The organism is Micromonospora sp. NPDC050686 (genome assembly GCF_040654475.1).
Classification (GTDB): domain Bacteria; phylum Actinomycetota; class Actinomycetes; order Mycobacteriales; family Micromonosporaceae; genus Micromonospora.
The window spans coordinates 17,287-41,857 of sequence record NZ_JBFAID010000057.1 but is presented as its reverse complement, the minus strand read 5'-3'; the positions used below and the strand labels follow the sequence as shown (position 1 = coordinate 41,857).

At 74.1% G+C, this 24,571-nt stretch carries 21 protein-coding genes and 1 pseudogene; 16 read left to right on the top strand and 6 right to left on the bottom strand.

From position 1 onward, the window contains the following. Window positions 1-261 precede the first annotated feature (261 nt). The gene (locus AB0H57_RS27410; protein WP_357511294.1) at window positions 262-504 is read left to right on the top strand and encodes a PxKF domain-containing protein; all 243 of its coding nucleotides are present in this window, start codon (window positions 262-264) and stop codon (window positions 502-504) included. A gap of 87 nt (window positions 505-591) precedes the next feature. Here AB0H57_RS27410 and AB0H57_RS27405 read toward each other — a convergent pair whose 3' ends face one another. Further along, complete coding sequence (locus AB0H57_RS27405) at window positions 592-2,832, bottom strand: hypothetical protein (RefSeq protein ID WP_357511292.1); 2,241 nt, start codon at window positions 2,830-2,832, stop codon at window positions 592-594. Window positions 2,833-3,013: 181 nt separating this feature from the next. Between AB0H57_RS27405 and AB0H57_RS27400 the strand changes: the two genes are divergently transcribed. Continuing rightward, complete coding sequence (locus AB0H57_RS27400) at window positions 3,014-4,108, top strand: CapA family protein (RefSeq protein ID WP_357511290.1); 1,095 nt, start codon at window positions 3,014-3,016, stop codon at window positions 4,106-4,108. 68 nt (window positions 4,109-4,176) lie between these two features. On the opposite strand, the gene AB0H57_RS27395 is transcribed toward AB0H57_RS27400, so the two are convergent. Beyond that, window positions 4,177-6,621: a beta-galactosidase gene (locus AB0H57_RS27395; protein WP_357511288.1), complete on the bottom strand. Its 2,445-nt coding sequence runs from the start codon at window positions 6,619-6,621 to the stop codon at window positions 4,177-4,179. Between the two features lie 115 nt (window positions 6,622-6,736). On the opposite strand from AB0H57_RS27395, the gene AB0H57_RS27390 reads away from it, so the two are divergent. The 5 genes from AB0H57_RS27390 to AB0H57_RS27370 are packed head-to-tail and all read left to right on the top strand — an operon-like array spanning window position 6,737 to window position 12,453. Beyond that, the gene (locus tag AB0H57_RS27390; protein WP_357511286.1) at window positions 6,737-7,759 is read left to right on the top strand and encodes a LacI family DNA-binding transcriptional regulator; all 1,023 of its coding nucleotides are present in this window, start codon (window positions 6,737-6,739) and stop codon (window positions 7,757-7,759) included. Window positions 7,760-7,795: 36 nt separating this feature from the next. Then, a complete protein-coding gene (locus tag AB0H57_RS27385; protein ID WP_357511284.1) occupies window positions 7,796-9,067 on the top strand; it encodes a sugar ABC transporter substrate-binding protein in 1,272 nt (423 codons plus the stop codon). A 1-nt stretch (window position 9,068) separates the two neighbouring features. After that, window positions 9,069-10,022, top strand: a complete 954-nt coding sequence (locus tag AB0H57_RS27380; protein ID WP_357511282.1) for a sugar ABC transporter permease — start codon at window positions 9,069-9,071, stop codon at window positions 10,020-10,022. 2 nt (window positions 10,023-10,024) lie between these two features. Next, window positions 10,025-10,873 carry a carbohydrate ABC transporter permease gene (locus AB0H57_RS27375; protein WP_357511280.1) on the top strand — a complete coding sequence of 283 codons (849 nt, stop codon included), beginning with the start codon at window positions 10,025-10,027 and terminating at the stop codon, window positions 10,871-10,873. A 35-nt stretch (window positions 10,874-10,908) separates the two neighbouring features. Next, entirely contained in the window at window positions 10,909-12,453 is a 1,545-nt protein-coding gene (locus tag AB0H57_RS27370) for a glucoamylase family protein (protein WP_357511278.1), read from the top strand. A gap of 57 nt (window positions 12,454-12,510) precedes the next feature. Here AB0H57_RS27370 and AB0H57_RS27365 read toward each other — a convergent pair whose 3' ends face one another. Continuing rightward, a complete protein-coding gene (locus tag AB0H57_RS27365; RefSeq protein ID WP_357511276.1) occupies window positions 12,511-14,364 on the bottom strand; it encodes a xylan 1,4-beta-xylosidase in 1,854 nt (617 codons plus the stop codon). Window positions 14,365-14,458: 94 nt separating this feature from the next. Beyond that, complete coding sequence (locus tag AB0H57_RS27360) at window positions 14,459-15,193, bottom strand: DUF2071 domain-containing protein (RefSeq protein WP_357511274.1); 735 nt, start codon at window positions 15,191-15,193, stop codon at window positions 14,459-14,461. A 56-nt stretch (window positions 15,194-15,249) separates the two neighbouring features. On the opposite strand from AB0H57_RS27360, the gene AB0H57_RS27355 reads away from it, so the two are divergent. From AB0H57_RS27355 to AB0H57_RS27325, 7 genes and pseudogenes are all read left to right on the top strand, one after another. Further along, entirely contained in the window at window positions 15,250-16,080 is an 831-nt protein-coding gene (locus AB0H57_RS27355; RefSeq protein WP_357511272.1) for an ABC transporter ATP-binding protein, read from the top strand. Window positions 16,081-16,112: 32 nt separating this feature from the next. Beyond that, a complete protein-coding gene (locus tag AB0H57_RS27350; RefSeq protein WP_357511270.1) occupies window positions 16,113-17,096 on the top strand; it encodes an iron-siderophore ABC transporter substrate-binding protein in 984 nt (327 codons plus the stop codon). Between the two features lie 2 nt (window positions 17,097-17,098). Continuing rightward, window positions 17,099-19,201, top strand: a complete 2,103-nt coding sequence (locus AB0H57_RS27345; RefSeq protein WP_357511268.1) for an iron ABC transporter permease — start codon at window positions 17,099-17,101, stop codon at window positions 19,199-19,201. A 24-nt stretch (window positions 19,202-19,225) separates the two neighbouring features. Continuing rightward, window positions 19,226-20,137: a siderophore-interacting protein gene (locus AB0H57_RS27340; protein ID WP_357511266.1), complete on the top strand. Its 912-nt coding sequence runs from the start codon at window positions 19,226-19,228 to the stop codon at window positions 20,135-20,137. Window positions 20,138-20,308: 171 nt separating this feature from the next. Then, window positions 20,309-20,470 (top strand): annotated as a pseudogene (locus AB0H57_RS27335) (aldo/keto reductase); the annotation flags it as partial. A gap of 43 nt (window positions 20,471-20,513) precedes the next feature. After that, entirely contained in the window at window positions 20,514-20,783 is a 270-nt protein-coding gene (locus AB0H57_RS27330) for an aldo/keto reductase (protein ID WP_357511264.1), read from the top strand. 40 nt (window positions 20,784-20,823) lie between these two features. Beyond that, complete coding sequence (locus tag AB0H57_RS27325; RefSeq protein WP_357511262.1) at window positions 20,824-21,576, top strand: SDR family oxidoreductase; 753 nt, start codon at window positions 20,824-20,826, stop codon at window positions 21,574-21,576. Between the two features lie 226 nt (window positions 21,577-21,802). Here AB0H57_RS27325 and AB0H57_RS27320 read toward each other — a convergent pair whose 3' ends face one another. Further along, window positions 21,803-22,633: an alpha/beta hydrolase gene (locus AB0H57_RS27320; protein ID WP_357511260.1), complete on the bottom strand. Its 831-nt coding sequence runs from the start codon at window positions 22,631-22,633 to the stop codon at window positions 21,803-21,805. 52 nt (window positions 22,634-22,685) lie between these two features. Beyond that, window positions 22,686-23,111, bottom strand: a complete 426-nt coding sequence (locus AB0H57_RS27315) for a MarR family transcriptional regulator (protein ID WP_357511258.1) — start codon at window positions 23,109-23,111, stop codon at window positions 22,686-22,688. 59 nt (window positions 23,112-23,170) lie between these two features. Between AB0H57_RS27315 and AB0H57_RS27310 the strand changes: the two genes are divergently transcribed. Both AB0H57_RS27310 and AB0H57_RS27305 read left to right on the top strand, forming a co-directional pair. Further along, window positions 23,171-23,683, top strand: coding sequence for a GNAT family N-acetyltransferase (locus AB0H57_RS27310; protein ID WP_357511256.1), 513 nt, complete (start codon window positions 23,171-23,173; stop codon window positions 23,681-23,683). 229 nt (window positions 23,684-23,912) lie between these two features. Then, entirely contained in the window at window positions 23,913-24,569 is a 657-nt protein-coding gene (locus AB0H57_RS27305; protein ID WP_357511254.1) for an MBL fold metallo-hydrolase, read from the top strand. Window positions 24,570-24,571 lie beyond the last annotated feature (2 nt).

The following is a 24,571-nucleotide window of genomic DNA, read 5'->3' as shown; positions in this document are numbered from 1 at the left end:
GGGCGGGCCACCCCCGCGGCGGGGGGGGGGGGCGGGCCCCCCGGGGGGTGGGGGGCGGCCGCCCACCCCCCCTCCTCCTCTACGTGGGCCCCGCGCCACGGCGTGCCGCGGGGGAGTCCGCTGCCCAGGCCAGCCGTGCCGCCAGCGATCTGCGGCGAACCCGCGGGTCACCGGCGGACGGTACGGTGGCGGGTCCAACAACGCAAAGGCCGGGCAGGCGATCCCGCTCAGGTGGCGGATCACCGACGCCACCGGAGCCCGGTGACGAACCTGGCGGCGGCGCCGCTGGCCGTCGTCGCCACCGACCGCGGCACCACCGGGCCGCTCACCACCATCGAGGAGTACGCCGGCGAGGCCGCCGGGCCGCAGCACCTCGGTGACGGGCAGTACCAGATCAACTGGAAGACCCCGAGGTCGTACGCCGGCACCTGCCAGAAGCTGCGGGTCGACCTCGGCGAGGGGCACCAGCTGGCCCACCCGGCGCTGTTCCGGTTCGCCGCCTGACACGGTGAGCCGACGGCGGAGACCGGTGCCCCGAGCGTGCCCGACACGCTCGGGGTACCGGCCCGTCGGGACCGTCGTCCGGTCCGGTCAGGCCGGGTCCAGCCGCCCCGCCAGCTCGCGCACCGCCGCCTCGTACATCGGGTCGGTGTGGTACGGCCAGTGCCGGTTGATCGGCGGCGGAACGGTGTCGTCCGGCGGAACGGCGACGTCCAGCGGATCGCGGAGCCGTCGATCGACCGTGCCGGCGGGCGCCGGCGCCCGGGGCGGGTCGCCCGGCCGGTGCGCCGAGAAGATCGGGCCGCCGATCGGGTCGGTGTCGCGCCACAGGTTCACCCACCGCCAGCCGATCCGTTCGCCCAGTTCGTGCAGGGTCGGATCACCGAGGAAGGCGGGGCAGAGCCGGGCGTAGAGCCGGTGCAGCGGACTGCCGTGGGTGAGCAACGCGACCCGGGACAGCACGTCCGCCGGCAACTGCAGCAGGGTGGCGGCGGCCAGGACCGAGCCGTGCGAGTGCCCGGAGATGATCACCCCACCCTTGCCGGTCAGCGCGGTGATGCGTCGGGCGAGTTCCGGCACCGCCCGCTCCGCGTAGCAGGGTGGCGCGAACGGGTGCACCGTACGCGGCCAGAAGGTGCCCAGATCCCAGATCACCGCGACGGTGCGCCGGGTCTCCTCCGAACGGTAGGAGAGCAGCCCGAGCACCAGGATGCCGAGCGCGACCAGGCCGATGACGTAGATCCCGGCGTCGGTGGCGAGGGCCAGGGCCATCGTCGCCTGACCGCTGGTGCCCGCCAGGCGTTCACTCAGGCTCGAGGGCCCGATGCCGAACAGGTCCAGGGCGACGACGGTGACGCCGAGCAGCGACAGGACCAGGAACACGAGGAAGGCCGGGTTGAGCTGTTCGGCGACGCCGGCCCGGGCGACGACCGCCCGGACGTCGGCCAGGCGGGGCAGTGCCTCCGGCGGCGGCTCGGGAAAGTCCCGTCCGACGATCTCCTCGGCCATCCGCCGTCGGCGGCGCCGGGTCATGGCGATGCGCCACACCGTGGTCACGGCGACGAACAGGACCGCCACCAGCCCGGCCAGCGCCGCCCAGCGGTAGGTGACCGGCGGCTCCAGCGGGGGTGCGCCGGGCGCGTTCGGCCGGGCCGGGTTCGGGATCTCGCCGCGGTCGAGGAAGTCGGCGACCCGGTAGACCAGCGCGGCCGAGTACCCGTACGCGGCCGCAAAGGCCGCGGCGGCGAACACCGGAGCGGCCAGTCCGCTCAACCAGGACGCTGCCGGATTGTGGCTGCGGCGCCGCTGGTGCAGGGTGGTGGCGGCGAGCACGGCCAGCAGGGCGGCCTGGACGGTGACCAGCGCGGCCACCCCGCCCTCGTAGCCCGGCAACTGGCCGTGTGGCGGTTGCGGCTCCAGGGGCACCACGGTGTAGCCGAAAGCCAGCACAGTGAGCGTGTTGGCGGTCACCCGCAACGCCCGGATGCCGCGCAGGTCGACCGGCCCCCGGCCCGGCCCGTCGACCGGTCGTCGGGCCGGCAGGCAGAGCAGCACGACGCAGGCCGCGAGCAGAACCCAGACCGCCACGAAGAGCACGTGCGCGATCGGCGTGGAATAGATGTGGATCTGCGCGCCGAGCAGGCTCGCGTCGAGCACGCCGAGCCCGACCGCGACGTGGATGGCCCGCAGCCGCTGCACCACGAGCGCGTCGTTCCAGAATCCCGGGCGGTCCAGCCGGTCCTCCGCACCCCCGGACCGGCCCTGCCCGCCGGCGGGAAACGCCTCGAACACCCGGGAGGAGCGTTCGCCGAGCCACCAGAGCAGGCGCAGCGCGGCGATCGGCAGCAACGCGAGCACCGCCAGGCGCGGCCCGAGCGGCAGGTCCGCCAGCCAGGCCAGATAGGGGCGACCGCGCACGCAGGGGCGGTAGGGGGCGCACTGCCAGCCGACGAGGTCGACGGTCACCCCGACGATCGACAGGACGAACGCGGCGGTCAGGGTGGCGGCCAGCAGCCGGCTCACCGGGCCGATGAGCCCACCGGCCCCGCCGGTCGGCGGGCGGGCCCACACGGCGAGGTTGACCAGCATGAACGGCAGCAGGAACAGCAGTGACAGGGTCCGCGCGGCGCTGCCCGCGGTCAGGGCACCCCAGCGGTACGCCTCCGCCCGCAACTCGGCCGGCCGGTCACTGTCGCCGAACCCCGGCCGGGGCCGGTAGAAGCCGGCGTGGTCGTCGCCGGCGACCCGGGTCACCACGGGGTGGTCGAGCAGGGCCTCGGCGGACGTACCGGAGACGCCGTGCACCCGCAACTCGACCACCTCGTGCGCCAACGCCCCGCCTCCCGGCAGCTACCGATCCCGGTTCACGGTAGTGAGCCGGGCCGGGGCCGGGTGAGCGATTCGGCGCAGACCAGCCGGACGGCGGGTCCGTGCTCACCCGCGCAGCCGCCACCCGGCATCACCCCGCCTGATCGGCGAGCGGTACGCACCTCGGCCCCACTATCCTGTCCCGGTGATCGGCACCAGAGCGCGGACGGCGGCGGCGGCCCTCGCCGTCGGGGCAGCGCTGGCCGGGTGCGCCACCAGGCAAGCGGACCGCCCGGCGGCCGAACCGGAGCCCACGGCCGCGACGACGTCGACCGCCGCGGCGTCGCCGAGCGCCACCGGCCCGGGCGCCGTCCCGCCGGTCGAGCTGCGGCTGGCTTTCGCGGGCGATGTGCACTTCACGGGCCGCACGCTGCGCCTGCTCGACGACCCGCGGACGGCATTCGGCCCCATCGTGCCGGTGCTGCGCGACGCCGACCTCACCCTGGTCAACCTCGAGACGGCGGTGACCAGCCGCGGCACCGCGCAGCCCAAGCGCTACCAGTTCCGGTCGCCGGAGACCGCGTACCCGGCGCTGCGCGCCGCGGGGATCGACGCCGTGTCGCTCGCCAACAACCACACCCTCGACTACGGGCGGGTGGGGCTGCTGGACACCCTCGACGCGGCGGCGGACGTGGACTTCCCGGTGTTCGGCGCGGGGCGCACCGCCGACGCGGCGTACGCGCCGTGGCTGAGCACGGTGAAGGGCGTGCGGGTCGCGGCGCTCGGCCTGTCGCAGGTGCACGAGCTGGCCGCGCAGTGGCAGGCGACGGAGACCCGGCCGGGGATCGCGATGGCGTTCGACACCGACCGGGCCGTCGCCGCCGTGCGCGCGGCCCGCGACCGAGCGGACCTGGTGGTCGTCTTCATGCACTGGGGGATCGAGGGCGACCCCTGCCCGACCGGGGAGATGAAGACGTTCGCCCGCCGGCTGGCCGCCGCCGGAGCGGACATCGTGATCGGAGCCCACGCGCACACCCTGCTCGCCGACGGCTGGCTGGGCCGGACGTACGTGCACTACGGCCTCGGCAACTTCCTCTGGTACGGCGGCTCGCGCAGCACCGACTCCGGCGTCCTGCGGCTGACCGTGCGCGGCCGGACGGTGACCCGCACCGAGTTCCTGCCGGCGACGGTCTCGGGCACCGGGCAGCCCGTGCTCGCCTCCGGCGCGGCCAAGGGCCGGATCGAGGACAGGATCGCCACGGCGAAGCGGTGCACCGGCCTCACGGCGAAACGGCCCTGACCAGGCTGATCTGCCGGCGACGCCGGCCGGCCCGGCCGCCGCGTACGCCGCTGCGGCTCCCGCTGCGGTCAGCCGATGCTGACCCGCACCGGTTCGCCGTCCGGCGCCCGGACGGTGAGGGTGGCCCGTCCGTCGGCGACGCTCACCGCACCCCGGTCGGCGTGTACCGGCCGGTCGGTGGCGAAGACCGCGACGTCCTCGGCCTGGGTCGGCCGCAGCAGCACCGCGGAGCGGTCGCGGGCGACCAGTTCACAACTGCTCTCCAGCAGGGTGGCCGGCCCGACGCGGACGCCGGTGGGCAGCATCAGCCCGGCACGGGCGCCGATCCGCAGCCGCCGGCCGGACAGCACCGGCTGGTCCCGGTGCCACAGGCCGAACTCGACCGCCGACGGGGCGACGTTGACCAGGTGCAGCAGCCGCTGGTCGGAGCGGTCCACGGTGGAGGTGAGCAGCAGCCCGGGTTGGTCCGCGTCGTGCCGCAGCCGGGGGCGTACGCCCAGCCGGTCCAGCGCCGCGCGCCAGAAGTCCAGGTGGCACGGGTAGTCGAAGGCGATCACCACGGCCCGGCCTGCGCCCACGGTCACCTCCGCGCCGCACGGCCGGCCGGAGCCGACCTCGGTCAGCAGCCGTTCGCCGTCCCCGGCGAGCAGTTGGGCGTAGCCGACCCGAACCTCGGCGGGACCGGCCGTCCAGCCGCGGCCCAGCACCGACGGGAAGTAGTGCGGCCCGCCCTCCAGCCAGCCGTCGGGTCGTAGCCCGAGCGCGTCGGCCAGCAGGGTGCACGGCGTGCCGTCGTGGTCGCGGACGGGCAGCGGGCCGTGCAGCAGCAGCCGGCCGCCGGCGTGCAACCGGTCGACCAGCCGTTGCTGGACGTCCCGCCCGAGGGTGGGTGCGGTGGCCAGCACCAGCACCGGCGGCGGGCCGGCCGGCGGCTGAGCCGCGCCGGCCGGGTTTTCGGCCCCGCCGGCCGGCGGTGATGCCTGCAGGTCCACCGCCGGGAACGAGTAGCCGGCCAGCAGCAGCGCCCGGGCCAGCACGTCCCGCGCGCCCATGCCGCGGAACCGTTCCAGCTCGGCGACCTGCTCCGCGCGGCTGGTCGAGGCCGGGTGGTGGTACTCGGTCAGGTAGTGGTCGGGCACGAAACCGAGGGCGAACCCGTCGTGTTCCTCGTCGCCGTCGGCGAGCAGGTCGGCGGCCCCACGTACGGCGTGCAGCGCCCGCCGGGTGGCGGCGTACGTCGGGTTGGGCCGCCCCTCCGGGCCGACCGGGGCGGCGAAGCCGTGCCGCTCGCCGGTGAAGGCGATCCGGTCGTTGCCGTCGCCGACCGGCTCGGCCAGCGGCGGGTTGTGGCCGCCGGCGAACAGGTAGAGGTTGAGCAGCCGGTTGCCCTGCGCCACGCAGAGCCGCGTCTTCAGCTCGACCGCCTCCGGCGGGTGCAGCGTGGCCAGGTCCTCGCCGTAGTCACCGTTGCCCGCCTCGAACTCCAGGCAGGTCAGCGGCTGGTCGGCGTCGTGCGCGGCGGCCAGGAAGGCGTTGGCCACGTACAGGTCGGCCACGTTGCCCACGGTCAGGTCACCCAGGTAGTGGTCGGAGCCGGAGGTGAGCTGCGGCTGCCCGCGGTACGACTCCATGAGCTGGCTGATCCCGATTGGGAAGGTGCGCCCCCGCCCCTGGTCGGTGCCGTGCACGTTGACCAGGAACGGCACGCCGGTCACCCCGTGCCGTTCGGCGCTCGCGCGCAGCGCCGCCACGTACCGGCGGTAGCGGTCGCGCATGTAGCGCCCCAGGTCGTCGTGCAGCGTCAGGGAGTGCGCCTCGGCCGGGCCGCGCAGCGCGGCCGCCCAGGCCGGCGGGTCGGTCGGGTCGGCGCCGACCCGTGCCGCGGTGACGTCGGCGCCGTACCGCTGCACGGCCCACCGGGCCAGGTCGGCGCAGAGCCCGTCGGTGAGGTCGGGGGAGTTGGTCACCCAGGACAGCATTCCGATCTCGTTGTCCAGTTGGACCGCCACCACCGGGCCGCCGCGCGGCGCGAGGCGCGCCGCGATCACGGGCATCACCTGGGCGTACCAGCCGTCGGCCGCGGCGAGGAACTCGGGGGCCAGGTAGTCGACGGTGCGGGTGCCGACGGGTGCGCCCTCCCAGGTGGTGGGGAGCAGGTGCGGGTGCTCGTCGTACACCCGGTGGGGGATGCCCTCGTTCTTCAGCTCGGCCATCACGAACGGCCCGGGACGCACCACGGCGCGCAGCCCGCGCCGGTGCGCCAGGTCGAGGAAGCCGGCCAGGTCACGCTGCTCGTGGGTACGCCCCGTCAGGTCGACCGAGCCGTCCGGCAGCTCGTGCCACAGCCAGGGCACGTACGTGGCGACGGTGTCCCCGCCGCAGTCGCGGAGCCGGTCGAGCCGGTCCGCCCAGTCGGCCCGGGCGAGGCGGAAGTAGTGCACCTCGCCGGCGAGCAGCAGCTCGGGCCGGCCGTCGACGAGGATCCGGCGATCCCGCAGCAGCACGTCTGTCATCTGGGCAGACCTCCTCGAACCGAAGATTGTGGTCAGGGCTTGTGATCCGCGTCTCTGCTACCTATCGTCGCTGTAACCGGTTTCTGTTAACCGCACGTTACGGATCGAGGGAGTGATGAGCAACAGCCGCATGACGGTCCGCGAGATCGCGCGACTCGCCGGCGTCTCCGTCGCCACCGTCTCCCGGGTCTCCAACGGCACCGGGCAGGTCTCCGAGGAGATGCGCCGCCGGGTCCTGGAGGCGATCGAGAAGCACGGATACCGTCCCGACCACCTCGGCCGGGCCCTGGCCGCCGGCCGGCACGGCGCCCTCGGCCTGGTCTTCCCCGGCCTCTCCGGCCCCTACTTCACCGAACTCATCCAGGGCTTCGAGTCCGAGGCCGGGCCGTCGCGGGCCAGCGTGCACATCCTCTGCACGCACCTGCGCTCCGACTCCGACGCCCAGGTGCTGGAGATGGGCCGCCGGGTCGACGGCGTGGCCGTCATCGGCGGCACCGTCTCCGACGACGCGCTGCTCCGCCTCGCCGAGAAGGTCCCGGTGGTGGTGATCGCGGGCCAGGGCCCGGGCGACATCGCCTCCGTACGCCCCGAGAACCCCGCCAGCATGGCGGCGCTCACCCGGCACCTGCTCGCCGACCACGGACTGCGGGACCTGGTCTTCGTCGGCAACCCGCAGGGCTCGCCCGACGTCAGCGAACGGTGGGCCGGCTTCCGGCAGGCCCACCGCGACCTGGGCGTCACCCCGCCCGCCGAGCCCGTCGCCGTGGGCCTGCAACAGGCCGACGGGGTGCTCGTCGCCCAGCGGCTGCTGGGCGGGACCGACCCGTGGCCCGGCGGGGTGGTCTGCGCCAACGACGAAACCGCCCTCGGCGTGCTGGTCGGCGCGCTCGGCCGGGGCCTGCGGGTGCCGCAGGACCTCGTCATCACCGGCTTCGACGACGTACCGACGGCCGCCCTCGTCACCCCCGCCCTCACCACCGTCCGGCAACCCGTACGCGAACTGGCCGCCGAGGCGGCCCGGCTGCTCCTGGCCGCCGCCGGCCGGCCCGGCGACACCCCACACGGCAGCCTCGTGCTGCCCACCGAGCTCGTCCTGCGCAGCAGCTGCGGCTGCCCCGCGCCGAGCGCGGGCAGCTGACATCCCAGGCAAGACCACACACCCAGGAGGTACGACATGAGAAGCACGCGGTTGGCCACCGCGGCCGCGATGGTCCTGGCCGCGTCGGTCGCGCTGGCCGGTTGTGGCCGCGACTCCGGCGGCGGCCAGGACGAGGCGAAGTCCGTCGGCGGCGGCAAGGCGAGCGGAGAGATCACCGTCTGGGCGATGGGCGCCGAGGGGGAGAAGCTCGGCGAGTTCGCCAAGGAGTTCTCCACCGAGAACCCCGACGCCAAGGTGACCGTGACGGCGGTGCCGTGGGACGCGGCGCACCAGAAGCTCGCCAGCGCCATCGCCGCCAAGCAGACCCCGGACGTGTCGATGATCGGCACCACCTGGCAGGGCGAGTTCGCCAAGACCGGCGCGCTGGACCCGACCCCACCGGATCTGATCAAGAAGGAGGACTTCTTCCCCGGCGCCTGGGACACCACGATCGTCGACGACACCTCGTACGGCGTCCCGTGGTACGTCGAGACCCGGCTGATCTTCTACCGCAAGGACCTGGCCGCGCGGGCCGGCTTCCCGGACGGCCCGAAGTCGTGGGACGACCTCAAGGCCATGGCCAAGGGCATGAAGGACAAGGCCGGCGCCAAGTGGGGCATCAACCTCCAGCCGCCCACCAAGACCGGCAGCTGGCAGTCGGTCCTGCCGTTCGCCTGGTCCAACGGCGCCGAGGTGGCCAGCGCGGACAAGCTGAACTTCGACACCCCCGAGACGGCCGAGGCGCTCCGCTACTACCAGTCCTTCTTCACCGAGGGCCTGGCCCCGACCGCGCTGCCGGAGGGCTCGATGGAGCCTGGCTTCGTCAAGGGCGAGATCGGCGCGTTCATCTCCGGCCCCTGGCACATGGGCATCGTCGAGGAGCAGGGCGGCCCCGGCTTCAAGGACAAGTACGCGGTCGCGCGGATGCCCATGAAGAAGTCGTCCACCTCGTTTATCGGCGGGAGCAGCCTCGCCGTCTTCAAGGACGCCAAGAACCGGGACGGCGCCTGGAAGTTCGTGCAGTGGCTGAGCAAGCCCGAGGTGCAGGTCAAGTGGTACCAGGCGGTCAAGGACCTGCCGGCCGTCCAGTCGGCCTGGGACGACCAGACGCTCTCCGGCGACACGTATCTGGCCACGTTCGGCGAGCAGCTCGACAGCGCCAAGGCGCCGCCGGCGATCCCGACCTGGGAACAGATCGCGTCCGTGGTCGACACCGAGATCGAGAAGCTCTGCAAGAAGAACGCCGACCCCGCCGCGACCGCGAAGGCGATCCAGGAACAGGCCAGCGCCATCGGGACCGGGAGCTGACATGACCAGCGCCCCCGCGGCGCCGGCGCGGACGGCCGGGGAGACCAGTCCCGGCCGTCCGGCCCCGGTCCGGCGGCGGAAGCGCCTGCGGCAGGCGCTGACCGGCTGGGCCTTCTCCGCGCCGTTCACCGTGCTCTTCGTCGTGTTCATGGCGCTGCCGGTGGTGGTCTCGCTGGTCATGAGCTTCACCGACCTGCGCTCCACCGACCTGCGCAACCCGCTCGCGGTCAACTTCCTCGGCATCGACAACTACGCCCGGCTCTTCTCCGACCGGCTCTTCCTGCGGTCGGCGGTCAACACCCTCGTCTTCGTCGCCGTCGGCGTGCCGCTGACGATGGTGCTGGCGCTGGCCGCCGCGACGGGGCTCAACTCCGGCCTGGTCCGCTTCCGTACGCTGTTCCGGGTCGGTTTCTACCTGCCGGTGGTGACCAGCATCGTGGCGATCGCGGTGGTCTGGCGCTTCCTGCTCGACCCCGAGATCGGCCTGGTCAACAACCTGCTGCGGCTGGTCGGTGTCGACGGACCGAGCTGGCTCTACGACACCCGGCTGGCGCTGCCGTCGCTGATCGTCATGGCGGCGTGGCGCAACTTCGGGTTCCTGATGGTGATCTTCCTGGCCGGACTCCAGGCGGTGCCGGCCGACCTCTACGAGGCGGCCACGCTCGACGGCGCGACGCGCTGGCAGCAGTTCCGCAACGTCACCCTGCCGATGCTGCGGCCGACGCTGCTCTTCGGCGGGGTGGTCACCGGCGTCGGCTACCTCCAGCTCTTCGAGGAGCCGTTCGTGATGACGCAGGGTGGCCCGCTCTCCTCGACCCTGTCGGTCTCGTTCCACATCTACAACCAGTTCGGCTTCGGCAACTACGGCTACGCGGCCGCCGCCAGCTATGTGCTCTTCCTGGCGATCGTGGCGCTGTCCGCCGTGCAGTTCCGCCTGCTGCGGGAAAGGAGCTGACGATGGCTTCGGCAAACACCGCCCCGCGCACCAGGGACCGGGTCGCGAGGGCCCTGCTCTACGCCGTGCTGATCCTCGGACTGTTCGCCGTGGCCGGGCCGTTCGTCTGGATGGCGCTCTCGTCGGTCAAGCCGGAGCGGGAGATCCGGGAGGTGCCACCGACCTGGTGGCCCGAGGCGGCCACCCTCGACAACTACCGGGACCTGTTCTCCGGGCTCGACTTCCCGCTCTACTTCGTCAACTCTCTGCTGGTCGCGACCGCGGTGACGGTCGGCAACCTGCTGTTCTGCTCGCTCGTCGGGTACGCGCTGGCCAAGCTGCGCTATCCCGGCAAGCGGGTGCTCTTCCTGGCCGTGCTCGGCATGCTCATGGTGCCGGGCATGGTGACGTTCGTCCCGCAGTTCGTGCTGGTCAGCAACATGGGCCTGGCCAACACCTACGCCGGCCTGATCCTGCCGTTCCTGGTCGGAGCGTTCGGCGTCTTCCTCATGCGGCAGTTCCTCCAGTCGATCCCCGACGAACTCATCGAGGCGGCCCGGGTCGACGGCGCCGGAGAGTTCCGGATCTTCTGGCGGGTGGTGCTGCCGCTGTGCCGTCCGGCGCTGGCCACCCTCGGCATCCTCACGTTCCTGCAGTCGTGGAACAACTTCCTGTGGCCGCTGGTGGTGGCGACCACGGAGGACAAGTACACCCTGCCGGTCGCGCTCGCGCTCTACAGCGTCGGCCAGAACCGCATCTACTACGGCCCGCTCCTCGCCGGAGCCGTGATCGTCGTGCTCCCGGTCCTCGTCCTGTTCGTGGTCCTCCAACGGCACTTCCTGCGCGGCATCGCCACCACCGGACTCAAGTGACCCCTGACCCCTGCCGGAACCAGACAAGGAGATCCATGCGACGCCTACTCGCACCACTCCTCGCGCTGACCCTCACCCTGGCGGGCGGCTCGGCCGCCGTCGCCGCACCCGACGACCGTGCCGCCGACCGCGCCCTGCTCAGCTATGCCCGGGACACCTGGCGGTCGATGACCGCGATGACGGACCCCGGCACCGGCCTGGTCGCCGACAACATCACCGGCGACCTCGCCGCCGGCGGCCGGTCCACCTACACGTCACCCACCAACATCGGCGGCTACCTGTGGTCCGCGGTGGTCGCCCGCGACCTCGGCATCATCTCGCCCGCCGAGGCCCGCGAGCGGATCGGCCAGACCCTCGACACCCTGGCCCGGCTCAAGCACCACACCCCGTCGGGCATGTACTACAACTGGTACGACCCGCGCGACGGCTCGGTCGTCACCGTCTGGCCCGACGACGGCAACCCCGTCTACCCGTTCATGTCCAGCGTGGACAACGGCTGGCTCGCCGCCGCGCTGCACGTGGTCAAGGGCGCCGTGCCGCAGCTGCGCGGCCAGGCCGACGCGATCCTGCGGAAGATGAACTTCGGCTTCTACTACAACCCGGCGGCGGCGACCCCGTTCGGCGCCAGCGGCCTGATCGCCGGCGGCTTCTGGGACGCGCCGCCGCCGGGCTGCTCGCGGCAGCGCGCCGGCGTCTGGTTCACCTGCAACCACTACGACATCACGGTCACCGAGCCGCGCATCGCGACGTACCTCGGCATCGCGGCGGGCCAGATCCCGCCGGAGGCCTACTACCACACCATGCGCACCCTGCCGGCCACCTGCGACTGGAGCTGGCACGAGATGCAGCCGGTCGGCTTCGACACCCACCACCTGGGCGTCGGAGTGTACGAGGGCGCCTACCGGTACCGCGGCATCCAGTTCGTACCAAGCTGGGGCGGCGACATGTTCGAGGCGCTGATGCCCGACCTGTTCGTGCCCGAGGCGCGGTGGGCGCCCAACAGCTGGGGCCGTAACCACCCCGCCACGGTCGCCGGCCAGATCGAGCACGGCATGAACGACGCCCGGTACGGCTACTGGGGCTTCTCCCCGGCCAGCGACCCGGCCGGCGGGTACCTGGCGTGGGGCGTCGACGCGATGGGCATGGACACCGACGGCTACCCGTCGGACATGGAGCGTTCGAAGTACGACGCCGGGTTCGGCGACTGCCGCCCGGCCGGCCCGGAACCCGACTACGGCGACGGGGTGGTGACCCCGCACGCGGCGTTCCTCGCCCTGCCGTACGCCAAGGGCCCGGTCGTGGACAACCTGGCCCGGCTCAAGGCCGACTTCGACTCGTACGGGCCCGGTGGCTTCTACGACGCGATCGCGGTCGGCAGCGGCACGGTGGCCAAGCGGCACCTCTCGCTCGACCAGGCCATGATCATGGCCGCGCTCGGCAACGAACTCCGCCACGACCTGATCCGCCGCGCGTTCGTCTCGCCGCAGTTCGAGAGCCGGATCCGGCCGTTGATCGCCAAGGAGACGTTCAACGTGCCGGCCGGCCAGGACCTTCCGCAACTGCGTCGGGTCGGCTCGTAACGGTGCCCGGTCGTCGAGGCAGCCGGCCGAGCCCGGGCCGGCTGCCTCGACCCGATCTCAGGCCCCGGCCACCTCGATCAGCACCGCCCCCGGCTGCGGCAGCGCCAGCTCGATCACGGCGGCCCCGGCCTCGGCGACCGGCTGCACCTTCTCCACCGGGAGCTGGTCGGCGGCGCGCAGCGCCGGCCACTGCTCGTCGGTCGGCCAGTCGGCGACCCCCAACCGGTCCGCGACCGTGGTGACGTCGCCGTGCTCCCGGTCCAGCCGGGAGACCAGGGCGGGCCGGCCGGCCGCGCCGTCGACCACCAGCCGGATCCGCCGGGCCAGCGCCGGATCGCCGTCCCGCTTGCCCTGGTCCAGGGTGGCGGCCCAGACCAGGATCGCGAGGCTGCCGTCGGCCCGCCGGCTGGCCCAGGTCTGCACCAGGCCGTCGGCGCCGTCACCGTCGGCCCGCACCGCAAGCTCGGTCTCGCCGAGCTGGGCGAGCATCCGCAGGGCGTGGTAGCGCGGCTTGGCGATGCCGCCGACGGTGAGCAGGCCGAAGCCGCCGTGCAGCAGCCGCGGCGGCCGGCCCAGCTCCTCGAAGTGGTCGCTGGCCACCCAGTAGGACAGCGCGTCGACCCGGCCCGCCGCCGAGCGCATGCCGCTGAGCAGGAAGGTGGCGGCCGACGTGCCGTCGTTGACCGGGTGGAAGTGGGTGGGGGTGACCCCCCACTCGGTCCACAGGATCCGGGCGTCCGGGAAGCCGAGCCGGGCCAGGGTGGGCCGCAGGTCCAGCGGCGGGCTGCCGTACGTGTGGGTGGAGACGAAGTCCACCGGCGTCCCGGACCCGGCGGCATGCTCCAGCAGGGCGTCCACCCAGCCGGCGGCGGCCGAGGACGGTCCGCCCACCGGGATCCGCGGGTCGACGTCCTTGACCGCGCGGGCGGTCACGTCGTACAGCCGCATCCACTCCGCCCGGCTGCCGGACCAGAAGACCTCCAGGTTGGCCTCGTTCCACACCTCGAAGTCCCAGCCGAGCACCTGCTCGCCGTACCGGTCCAGCAGGTGGGCCACCAGTACGCGGACCAGCCCGTACCACCGGTCCCAGTCGCGCGGCGGGGAGATGATGCCGCGGTAGGCGAAGACGGTGCGCTCCGGGTCGCTGGCCAGGTCGCGCGGCATGAACCCGATCTCCACCACCGGCGTCATGCCGATGCCCAGCAGCAGGTCGTAGACCTGGTCCACCCGGCTGAAGTCGTACACCGGCTCGCCGTCGACCTCACGATAGACGCCGAGGTCGTCGTGCAGGATCGCGTGCGCCCGTACGGTGGTCACGCCGACCTCGTCGTGTACCCGGCGCAGCGCCGCCAGCAGTTCGGTGCCGATCTCCCGGCCACCGGAGTGCTCCCGGCAGAGCAGTTGGGACAGCCGCTCGGAACCGATCATCGGCTGCCAGGGCCGGTGCAGCGGGCCGCCGGTGGCGTTCGCGTCGAGGTGCAGGGTGACGGTGGGCGGCTCGCCGGCCGCGGGCAGGGCGGCCGCCGGGACCGGGTCGCTCAGCGCCCCGGTGACGGTCACCTCGGGCACGGCGGCCACCGCGTACGCGTACCGCTGGCCGGGGGTGCCGGTGGTGTCGACGTACCAGGTGTCGGGCACGGAGAGCACGTCCCCGCCGAGGTGGTCCACCGGGCGCAACGGCCCGGACACCCGGTCGCCGTCCAGCTCGGCGCGGTGCACCAGGTAGCCGACCGCGCCGTCGACCGGCTGCCAGCAGAGGCGGACGTGTCCGTGGCCGCCGGTGGCGGTGAGCCCGGCCGGCGGCGGCAGGTCGGGCAGCGCGGCGGTGCCGCCTTCCTCGCTGCGCCGGGCGATGCGGGCCTCCCAGTCGGCCCGGGCGTCGGACGGCTGGGCTCCGCTGGCGTTCGTCACCGGGGTCCTCCTGGCGGTCGTGGGCGATCCGGTCCGTCGACTGTAACCGGTTACCGACGGCCTCGCGACGCCCGCCCGCCACGCGCTCGCCCGGTCAATCCACGGCGGCGGGGACGCCGAACCGCACCGCGACGCCGGGGGAGTGCAGCACACTGGCCGGCGGCCCGGCCGGCGCCGGCAGCCCGGCGGCGGCGACCAGCTCGTCGTCGAGGTGCAGCAGCTCGGCCCGGTGCAACGGCCAGCGCGGATGCCAGTTCGGCAGGTGCACGGTGCGCCCGTACGCCCTGGTGTGCAGCCCCCAGCGGGCGGTGAGGAAATGCTCCAGCGGGGTCGGCTCGGCGAGCGGCTCACCCACCTTCACCACCATCCGGCTCGTCGCCCCCGCCGGCCCCGGCCAGCGGCGCCGGCACCGGTAGACGCGGCGGTCACCGTCGCGGTCCACCCGCATCGCCGACCACATGTACGGCAGCCGCAGGGTCACCCGGGCGACCAGCACCGGCACCAGCCGGGACGCGTCGAGCGAGCGGAACACCACGGCCCGGCGGCCGGTGTCGTCGACCGAGTAGAGCCGGACGTTGGTCTCCCAGAAGCTGCCGAGATACGGCACTGCCGGGCCGCGGCCGAGGCCCAACCCGACCATCCGGAAGCCGATCAGGCCGACGTAGCTGACCCCGTCCAGCGTGTCGGGGCGGGTGCCGGCGGGCAGCAGCGGCGCGACGACCTCCGGCGCGACCGCCCAGTGCAGGAAGGTGAGGTCCGCCCAGCGCTGCCGGAGGGTCGCGCGGGGAAACGCCTGCTCGGGTGCGTGCTCGATCGGCTCGATGTCCACCCGTCCATTGTCGCTGGCCTTGACAGGTGATCGTTGGGTTAGGTTAGCCTAACCTCATGTCGAGTTCACCGGCATCGGCCGGCAGCGAAAGCCTGCGCGGAGTCGACCTCCGCCTGGGCTACCACGGGACGCTCGTGGTGCACGACGCGTCCATCGCCCTCCGCCCGGGCACGGTGACCGCCCTGGTCGGTCCAAACGGCAGCGGCAAGTCCACCCTGCTGCGGGCGCTGGCCCGACTGCACCCGATCGCCGGCGGCGCGGTCCACCTCTGCGGCGACACCGCGGCGGCCGGCCTGCCGGCCAGGGAGTTCGCTCGCCGGGTCACCCTGCTCGCCCAGAGCCGGCCGGTGCCCAGCGGGCTCACGGTGCGCGACGTCGTCGGCTACGGCCGCCACCCGTACCGGGGACGGTGGCGGGCCGACGACCCGCAGGGAGCGGCGGCGATCAGCCGGGCGATGGACGTCACGGGGGTGGCCGCGATGGCCGACCGTCCGGTGGACGAACTCTCCGGCGGCGAGTTGCAGCGGGTGTGGCTGGCCACCTGCCTGGCACAGGACACTCCGGTGCTGCTGCTCGACGAGCCCACCACCTTCCTCGACCTGCGCTACCAGGTGGAGATTCTCGACCTGATGCGGGACCTCGCCGACGACCACGACGTCGCGGTCGGCGTGGTGCTGCACGACCTCAACCAGGCCGCCGCCGTGGCGGACGAGGTGGTGCTGCTGCACGGTGGCCGGGTCCGCGCCACCGGCGCCCCGGCCGAGGTCTTCACCGAACCCGCCCTGACCGACACCTACGGCATCCGCATCGAGGTGACCACCGACCCGCTCACCGGACTGGTGACCACCCGTCCCGTGGGCCGGCACCTCGCCCGGGCCATGGCCTGATCCGACGATCCACAGTCACCAGAAAGAACGACATGACCCGTATCCGCGTCACCGCCCTCGTCACCGCAGCGGCCGCGCTGCTGCTCAGCGCCTGCGGCACCACCGAGACCGGTGCCACCCACCCCACCGCATCCGCCCCGTCCGCCGGACCGGTCACGGTCACCGACAGCCGCGGCAAGGCGATCACCCTGAAGGCCCCCGCGACCAAGGTGGTCGGCCTGGAGTGGGGCGAGGTCGAGATGCTCGTCAGCCTCGGCGTCATGCCCGTCGGCGTCGCCGACGCCAGGGGCTACGCCACCTGGGTCAGCGCCGCCCGGCTCGACCCGGGCGTCAAGGACGTCGGCACCCGCGGCGAACCGAGCGTCGACTCGATCGTCGCCCTCCGACCCGACCTCGTGGTGATGGGAGGCGACCGCGGCGCCGCGCTGGTCACCCAGCTGGAGAAGTACGTCCCGGTGCTGGTCACCAAGGGCAGCGACGCCTCGGACAACCTCGGCCGGATGCGCACCGACCTGAAGATGATCGCCACCGCGGTCGGCCGGACGGCGCAGGCGGACACGCTGCTCGCCGACTTCGACGCCCACCTGGCCGACGGCCGGAAGAAGATCGCGGAGGCCGGCGCGGCCGGCCGTCCGTTCGCCGTCGCCGACGGGTGGAAGGAGGGCAGCACGGTCAGCATCCGGATGTTCGGGCCGGGCGCGCTGGTGTCCCAGCTCGGCATCCAGCTCGGCCTCACCAACGCGTGGACCGGCAAGACCGACGAGGTGTGGGGCCTGGGCCAGACCGACGTCGAGGGCCTCACCGTCCTCAAGGATCCGAACCTGCACTTCTTCTACAACGCCTCCGACGGCGCCGACGTCTTCGCCGACGGCCTCGCCGGCAACGCCATCTGGACGTCGCTGCCCTTCGTCCAGCGCGGCAACCTGCACCGCATGCCCGACGGCATCTGGACCTTCGGCGGCCCGCTCTCCGGCAAGCAGTACGTCGACCAACTCGTCAAGACCTACGCGGTGTGAACGTGCCGATCGCACCCCCGCGCCCGGGGCCGGCCGTCGCGCCGGCTCCGGCCGGGCGCCCCGCCACGCCCCGCCTCATCGGCGTCTTCGCCGGCGCCGCCCTGCTCCTGCTCGTCGTCGCGGCGGTGCACCTCACCCAGGGCACCTCCTCCGTCGGCGCCCTCGACCTGCTGCGACTGATCACCGGCGCCGACGACGAGGCGGCCCGGGTGCTGGTCGCCGCGCGGCTGCCCCGGCTGCTCGCCGGCCTGGCCATCGGCGTGGCGCTCGGCGTCGCCGGCGCCGCCCTGCAGTCGGTCGCCCGCAACCCGCTCGCCTCCCCGGACACCCTCGCGGTCAACGCGGGCGCCCACCTGGCCATCGTCGCCGTCGCCGCGCTCGGCATCGCGCTGCCCGCGCTGCCCGCCGGGGGTCTCGCCCTCTGCGGCGGTCTCGCCGCGGCGACCCTGGTGCTGGCCATGTCCGGCGGTGGGCGGGCCAGCACCACCCGGCTCATCCTCGCCGGCTCGGCTACCGCCCTGGCCCTCAGCTCCGTCACCATGCTGCTCCTGCTGCTGTTCGAGCAGGCCGCCATCGGGCTGTTCGCCTGGGGCAACGGTTCGCTGGTGCAGAGCGACCTGGCCGCGCTCACCCAGCTCGCCCCGGTCATCGTCGCCGCCGTCGTGGCGCTGATCCTGCTCGGTCACCGCCTGGACATCCTCGCCCTCGGCGACGACACCGCCACCGTGCTCGGCCTGGACGTGCGGCGTACCCGGCTGATCACGACCCTGCTGGCCGTGCTGCTCTCCGCCGCCGCCGTCACCCTCACCGGCCCGGTCGGCTTCGTCGGCCTCTGCGCCCCGGTGATCGTGCGGCTACTCGCCCCGGTGCTGCCCGCCGTGCACCGGCACCGGATCCTGTTGCCGCTGTCCGGCGTCGCCGGGGTGCTCATCGTGCTCGGTTCCGACGTGCTGCTGCGCGCCGTCATGGGCGGGCAGGCCGGCGTCGACATCCCCACCGGCGTCGTCACCACCCTGCTCGGCTCCGCCGTGCTGATCTGGCTCGCCCGCCGCCACCGCGACGCCGGCCCCACCCGCCGCCCCGCGGGCGGGCACGCCGCGGTCCGCTCGGCGACGTTCCACCGCGGCGTGGTCGCCGTGGCCGCCGCGGTCACCGCCGGCGCCGTGCTCGTCGGCATGCTCGCCGGCGACACGTGGATGCTCTTCGGCGACGTCGTCAACTGGCTCGACGGGACCACCGGGCCCGCGTACACCTTCGTGCTGGACCAGCGGTGGCCGCGCGTCGCGGCGGCCGTGCTGGCCGGCGCGGCCCTCGCGGTCGCCGGCACCACCGTGCAGGCGGTCTGCCGCAACCCGCTCGCCGAACCCGGCATCCTCGGCATCACCGCCGGCGCCGGCCTGGGCGCGGTCGCGCTGCTCACCTTCGTCCCGCTGGCCGGCGTGTGGGCCGTCTCCGGCACCGCCGGCCTCGGCGCCGTCCTCGCCTTCGCCCTCGTCTACCTTGCGGCCTGGCGCGGCGGGCTCAGCTCGGACCGGCTGGTCCTCATCGGCTTCGGCGCCTGGCAGGGGGGTACGGCCGTCATCACCTTCCTGATCGTCGCGTTCGACCCGTGGAACACCGGCAAGGCCCTCACCTGGCTCTCCGGCTCCACCTACGGTCGCACCGCCGGTCAGGTGCTGCCGGTGGCGATCGCCCTGCTGCTGCTCACCCCCGCCGTGGCCGCCGCCCGGCGGGAACTCGACCTGCTCGCCCTCGACGACGACACTCCCCGGGTGCTCGGCGTCCGGTTGGAACGCACCCGACTGGTCGCCCTCGGCGCGGCGGCGGTGCTCACCTCCACGGCGGTCTCCGCCGTCGGCGTCATCGGCTTCGTCGGCCTGGTCGCGCCGCACATCGCCCGGGCGCTCGTCGGCGGCCGGCACGCCCGGGTGCTTCCCGTCGCCGCGCTGCTCGGCGCCGCCCTGGTCAGCGTCGCCGACACCCTCGGCCGCACCGTCATCGCCCCCGCCCAGATCCCCGCCGGCCTGGTCACCGCCATGATCGGCACCCCCTACTTCGTCTGGCTGCTGTGGCGCTCGCGCGCCGTGGCGGCCACCTCCCGGTAGCCGCCCGTGTCCACCGGAGAAGCCGTGACCGAGACCCTGCCCATCGCGCCGTGGCGCCTGTTCACCGTCGAGGTACGCGCGGTACGCCGGCTCAGCCCGTCGTTCACCCGCGTCACCTTCACCGGACCCGACCTGGACCGGTTCGCCGACAACGGCTACGACCAGCGGATCAAGCTCGTGCTGCCGCTGCCCGGCGAGCGCACGGTGCGGATGCCGGCGGGGCCGGACTGGTACGCGCGGTGGCGGGCGCTGCCGGAGCACCGGCGCAACCCGGTACGCACCTACACCGTCCGGGCCGTCCGTCCGCACCTCGCCGAGGTCGTCGTCGACCTGGTCCGGCATGGCGACGGCGGACCGGCGACCCGGTGGGCCCGCCGCGCCCGCCCCGGTGACCAGATCGCCATCGTCGGCCCGGACGGCGGCTACCACGGCGAGCACGGCGGCGTGGAGTTCCGGCCGCCGCCGACCGGTCAGCTGCTGCTGGCCGGGGACGAGACCGCCGTGCCGGCGATCGCGGCGATCCTGGAGCGGCTGCCGCTCGACGCGCGCGGCCGGGTGCTGCTCGAGGTGCCTCACGCCGACGACGCCCTTCCGCTGGCGGCGCCGCCCGGCGTGGTGCTGACCTGGCTGCCTCGGGGCGGCGAGGGCCACGGCAGCCGGCTCGTACCCGCCCTCGCCGCGGCGGCGGGGGAGCTGCTCGACGGTGCTACCCGGGTGCCCACCCCGCCGGCCGCCGACATCGACGTCGACGTCGACGTCGACGTCCTCTGGGAGGTGCCCGCGGAGGTGGCGCCGACACCGCTGTACGCGTGGCTGGCGGGGGAGGCCGGCGTCATCCGTGCCCTGCGGCGACACCTGGTGGGGGAGCGGGGCCTGGACCGGCGGGCGGTGGCGTTCATGGGTTACTGGCGACTCGGCCGCGCCGACCCCGCGTGACCCGATCGCCGCGCCGCGACCCGGTCAACCGGGGGTCTGGCCGTAGCCGACGGCGGCCGCGAGCCCGAAGATCAGCCCGCAACTGCGTCGTCGGGCAGGTGCGCCGACGCCGCGGTACGGTCGGACACCCGGCCGCCGCGCGGCCGGCCCACCGATCCCCCGGGAGGGCGCGTGCGAGCCACCGAGAAGGTCCGGTTGGGACGCACCGAGGTGGAGGTGACCCGGCTCGGCCTCGGGCTCGCGCCGATCGCCGGGCTGTTCACCGCCGTCGGCGACGAGGCCGCGCACGCCACGGTCGAGGCGGCCTGGCGCCTCGGCCTGCGCTCCTTCGACACCGCCCCGCTCTACGGCGGCGGCCGGTCGGAGCGCCGCGCCGGTGCGGTGCTGTCGGGCTCCGGCACAGGCGACGCTGGTCGACCGGGCGTCGGCCATCCAGGAGGTGTGCGAGCGGCACGGGGTGCCGCTGCGGGCGGCGGCGATCCAGTTCCCGCTCGGCCACCCCGCCGTGGCCGGCGTCGTGATCGGGGCGAGGAGCCCGCAGGAGGTCGCCGACAACGTGCGGATGTTCGAGTGGGACATCCCGGGCGGCCTCTGGGCCGACCTGAAGAGGGCCGGTCTGTTGCCCGAGGAGGCACGTTCACCGTGACCGCCGGCGTCGGTGGCGCGGAACCGAAGGAGGGATTTCCGTGTTCGACGGTCTGGTCGCGGTGGTGACCGGTGGCGCCTCAGGGATCGGGCGCGCCTGCGTGGCGGCCTTCCACGCCCGCGGCGCCCGGGTGGGCATACTCGACCTCGACCCGGCGCCGGGCCCCGCGGACCCGCGCATCCACCCGGTACGGGCCGACGTGGCCGACCGGGCCTCGGTCACCGCGGCGATGGCATCGGTCGCCGGCGCGTTCGGCGGGGTGGACATCCTGGTCAACAACTCGGGCATCTCCGCCGTCGGCGCCGTCGAGGAGAACGACGACGCGGAATGGGCCCGCGTCCTGGACGTCAACGTGACCGGGGTCGCCCGGACCACCGCCGTCGCCCTGCCGTACCTGCGCCGGTCCCGGGCGGCGGCGATCGTCAACATCTCCTCGATCGCGGCCGGCGCCGGCCTGCCGAAGCGGGCCCTGTACTCGGCGTCCAAGGGGGCGGTGCACGCGCTGACCCTGGCCATGGCCGCCGACCTCGTCGGCGAGGGGATCCGGGTCAACTGCGTCGCGCCCGGAACGGTGGACACCCCGTGGGTGGCGCGGCTGCTCGCCAGCGCGGCCGACCCGCCGGCCGAGAAGCGCCGGCTGGCCGCCCGCCAACCCATCGGCCGCCTGGTCACCGCGCAGGAGGTGGCCGAGGCCGTGGTCTGGCTGGCGTCGCCGGCGGCCGGCGCGGTGACGGGCACCTCGGTCGCCGTCGACGGGGGCATGTCGGGCCTGCGCCTGCCGGCCGGGGGCTGAGTGGGCGCTGGCCCTCGTCGCGGTGGGCCCGCCGAGGAGGCCCGCGGCAAGCAGGGGACCTGATCGAACGGGCCCCGCCGGCCGCCGGCGGGGCCCGTTCGCCCGGGGTCAGCGGTTCAGGGTGGCCAGCAGGGCGGTCGCCATGCCCTGTTCACCGGCGGCGTTGGGGTGGAAAATGACCCCCGTCAATCTCCAAGAACATGAGTACGTCGACCGCGGCGCGTCGTCAGGCGAGCAGGAACGTGGTCAGCGCCTCGGCGACCTCGGCCTCGCCCTTCTGGTGCGGCCCGAAGTGGTCCAGTTTCGGGAAGGTGAGCACCCGCGACGAGGGGAGCGCCTCGGTGAGCCGGGCCGTGGCCGGGCCCAGGTGGGCCAGGTCGCTCCTGCCGCCGGTCATCAGCAGCACGTCGGCGGAGACCTCGCGGTAGTTGGGGTAGCTGTCGTTGAGCCGGCCGACCTCCGCGTGCTCGTGCAGGGCCGCGTCGAGCAGTTCGAAGACCTTCGCGCGCTTCTCGCCGCGGAAGGCCAGCCGCAGGATGGCGGCCATCAGCCACCGGGGGTTGCGGCGTGCCGCGCTCGGTCCGGTGGCGATGACGAACGTGGCGAACGCGTCGATCGGGCGGCCCCGGTCGAGGAACCGGCGGGCCCGCGGGATCCAGTCGGTCGGAATCAGGCCGCCGACGTCGACTCCGGGCTCGTAGACGACGAGTTTGCTGATGTCCTGGTTTCGGCGGGCCGTCTCCAGCGCCACCAGCCCACCGAAGCTGTGGCCGAAGACGTAGCGGGCGCCGGTGGCCGCCCGGACCGCGGCGAGGTCGGCGCATTCGGCCGCGATGCCGTACTCGGGTCCCAGTGGGCCGCTGCCCGGGCGGCCGCGCCGCTGCACGCTGTGCACGGTGAAGCTGCCGGCGAGCGCCTCGGCCAGCGTGGTGAAATCGGCGGCGTCGCTGAGCGCGCCGGGGACGATCAGCAGATCCGGGCCGGCGCCGGTGGTGTGGTAGGCGATGGTGGTGCCGTCGGCGGAACGGACGGTCCGCGCGGCGGGGGTGGTCGGCATGGCGAACTCCTCAGGGAATCCGGGTGGGTGTCGTGGCGCGGGCGCCGGTGGCTCAGGCGCCGCCCAGGGCGGCGTTCAACCGTCGGGTGTGCGCGAGGTAGGTGTCGAACGGCACGCCGGCGGACTCGACCAGCGCGGTGAGCCGTCCGATCAGCTCGGTGCCGGCCCGCTCGACCAGCTGCCGGCCGGAGTCGGTGAGGGCGATCCGTCGCCGGTTGCCGCCGGCCGGGTCGGGTGTCACGGTGAGCAGCCCGGTGCCGGCGAGGGCGGCGATCATCCGGCTGACCGAGGGCTCGGTCACCGCCAGGCTGTCGGCCAGCGCCCGCTGGGTGCACGCGCCCAGCTCGCCGACCGTGACCAGGACCATGAACCGCCGGTAGGACAGGCCGTGGTCGGCGCGCAGGATCCGGTCACCGGCACGCTCCAGGCGGGACACCAGCGTGTGCAGCTCCAACCCGAGGTTGTTCGGATGGTTCATGGACGATATCTTAGAGCCCTAAGTTAGAAGCACAAGTCTTGTTCCGTAAGGAGGGCCACATGGTGGCGCACACCCCCGATCTCGTACTGCGCCCGGCCCGCCCGGACGACGCCGAGGCGATCGCCGTGCTGTGGCACCAGGGCTGGCGGGACGGCCACGCCGGACACGTCCCCGCCGAGCTGTACCGGCACCGGCGGCTCGCCGACTTCCGCGACCGGGTGCCACCCCGCCTGCCCGCCACCACGGTCGGCACCCTGGGCGCGCGGGTCGTCGGGTTCGTCACCGTCAGCGACGACGAGGTGGAGCAGGTGTACGTCGCCGGGCCAGCCCGCGGGACCGGCGTGGCCGACACGCTGCTCACCACCGGCGAACGGGCCGTCGCCGAACGGTTCGACATCGCCTGGCTGGCGGTCGCGGTCGGCAACACCCGGGCCCGCCGGTTCTATGCCCGCCGCGGCTGGCACGACGCGGCGGCCCTCGACTACCGCGCCGAAGCCGGCACCGGCGGCCCGGATCGCGGCGCCACGACCGTCACCGTCGCCTGCCGGCGCTACGAGAAGCGCGTCCGGTGACCCGCTCCCCGGACGCGCCACCATGGGAAGGTCAGCCACGGTCCAAGGACCCTCGCGATCTCGCGTCCCTCGGTGGCCAGCGGGTGCCCTGACCGGTGGTGCGGCCCTGAACCGGCACCGCCGGCCGCCGAGTTCGGCGCGACCGGCGGTATCCTCCCGTCATGCCCGGGAACTGCGCCACCTGGCCGGCCGGGTCTGGCTGTGGCCGCACGACGAGGACCCGGCCGCGGTGCAGGGCTGCGTGGCCGTCGTCGCCGACGCCGGCGGCACCCTGCTCGTCGACGCGGGCAACAGCCGCACCGCCGCGCGGCGGATCCGCGCGGCCGTCCGGGCCGCCGGGCTGCCCCTCCCGACCCGGCTCGTCTACACCCACCATCACTGGGACCACACGTGGGGGGCGTGCGCCTGGCCGGACGTCGAGATCATCGGGCACGCCGCCGGGGCCCGGATCCTCGCGGCCGAGGCCGACTGGCCGTGGAGCGAGGCGTACCTGCGCGGGCAGGTCGACGCCAACCCCCGCCTGGCGGCGAGTTTCGGCGCCCGGGCCCGCGCGATGCCCACCTGGGAAGGATTCCGGGTCGTGCCGCCGGACGTCGAGTTCGCCGACACCCTCGAACTGACCGGGGGAGTGCACCTGCACCATGTCGGCGGCCGGCACGCCGAGGACTCCACCGTGGTCGCGGTGCCCGACTCCGGCGTGCTCCTCCTCGGCGACTGCTGCTATCCGCCGCCGCTGCACCTGCGAGCACCGGGCGACGGCGTCGACCTGCGGCTGATCCGCCGGCTGGCGGACACCTACGGCGGCTACGACTGGTTCGTGGACAGCCACGACCATCCGAAGCCCCGGGCCGCTCTCCACCGGCTGCTCGCCGCCGATGCCGACTGAGG

Excerpts from the sequence above, each read along its gene's own strand:
- AB0H57_RS27395 (WP_357511288.1), bottom strand. The coding sequence starts at position 6,621 with ATGACAGACGTGCTGCTGCGGGATCGCCGGATCCTCGTCGACGGCCGG.
- AB0H57_RS27390 (WP_357511286.1), top strand. The coding sequence starts at position 6,737 with ATGAGCAACAGCCGCATGACGGTCCGCGAGATCGCGCGACTCGCCGGC.
- AB0H57_RS27385 (WP_357511284.1), top strand. The coding sequence starts at position 7,796 with ATGAGAAGCACGCGGTTGGCCACCGCGGCCGCGATGGTCCTGGCCGCG.
- AB0H57_RS27380 (WP_357511282.1), top strand. The coding sequence starts at position 9,069 with ATGACCAGCGCCCCCGCGGCGCCGGCGCGGACGGCCGGGGAGACCAGT.
- AB0H57_RS27375 (WP_357511280.1), top strand. The coding sequence starts at position 10,025 with ATGGCTTCGGCAAACACCGCCCCGCGCACCAGGGACCGGGTCGCGAGG.
- AB0H57_RS27370 (WP_357511278.1), top strand. The coding sequence starts at position 10,909 with ATGCGACGCCTACTCGCACCACTCCTCGCGCTGACCCTCACCCTGGCG.
- AB0H57_RS27355 (WP_357511272.1), top strand. The coding sequence starts at position 15,250 with ATGTCGAGTTCACCGGCATCGGCCGGCAGCGAAAGCCTGCGCGGAGTC.
- AB0H57_RS27350 (WP_357511270.1), top strand. The coding sequence starts at position 16,113 with ATGACCCGTATCCGCGTCACCGCCCTCGTCACCGCAGCGGCCGCGCTG.
- AB0H57_RS27320 (WP_357511260.1), bottom strand. The coding sequence starts at position 22,633 with ATGCCGACCACCCCCGCCGCGCGGACCGTCCGTTCCGCCGACGGCACC.
- AB0H57_RS27315 (WP_357511258.1), bottom strand. The coding sequence starts at position 23,111 with ATGAACCATCCGAACAACCTCGGGTTGGAGCTGCACACGCTGGTGTCC.
- AB0H57_RS27310 (WP_357511256.1), top strand. The coding sequence starts at position 23,171 with ATGGTGGCGCACACCCCCGATCTCGTACTGCGCCCGGCCCGCCCGGAC.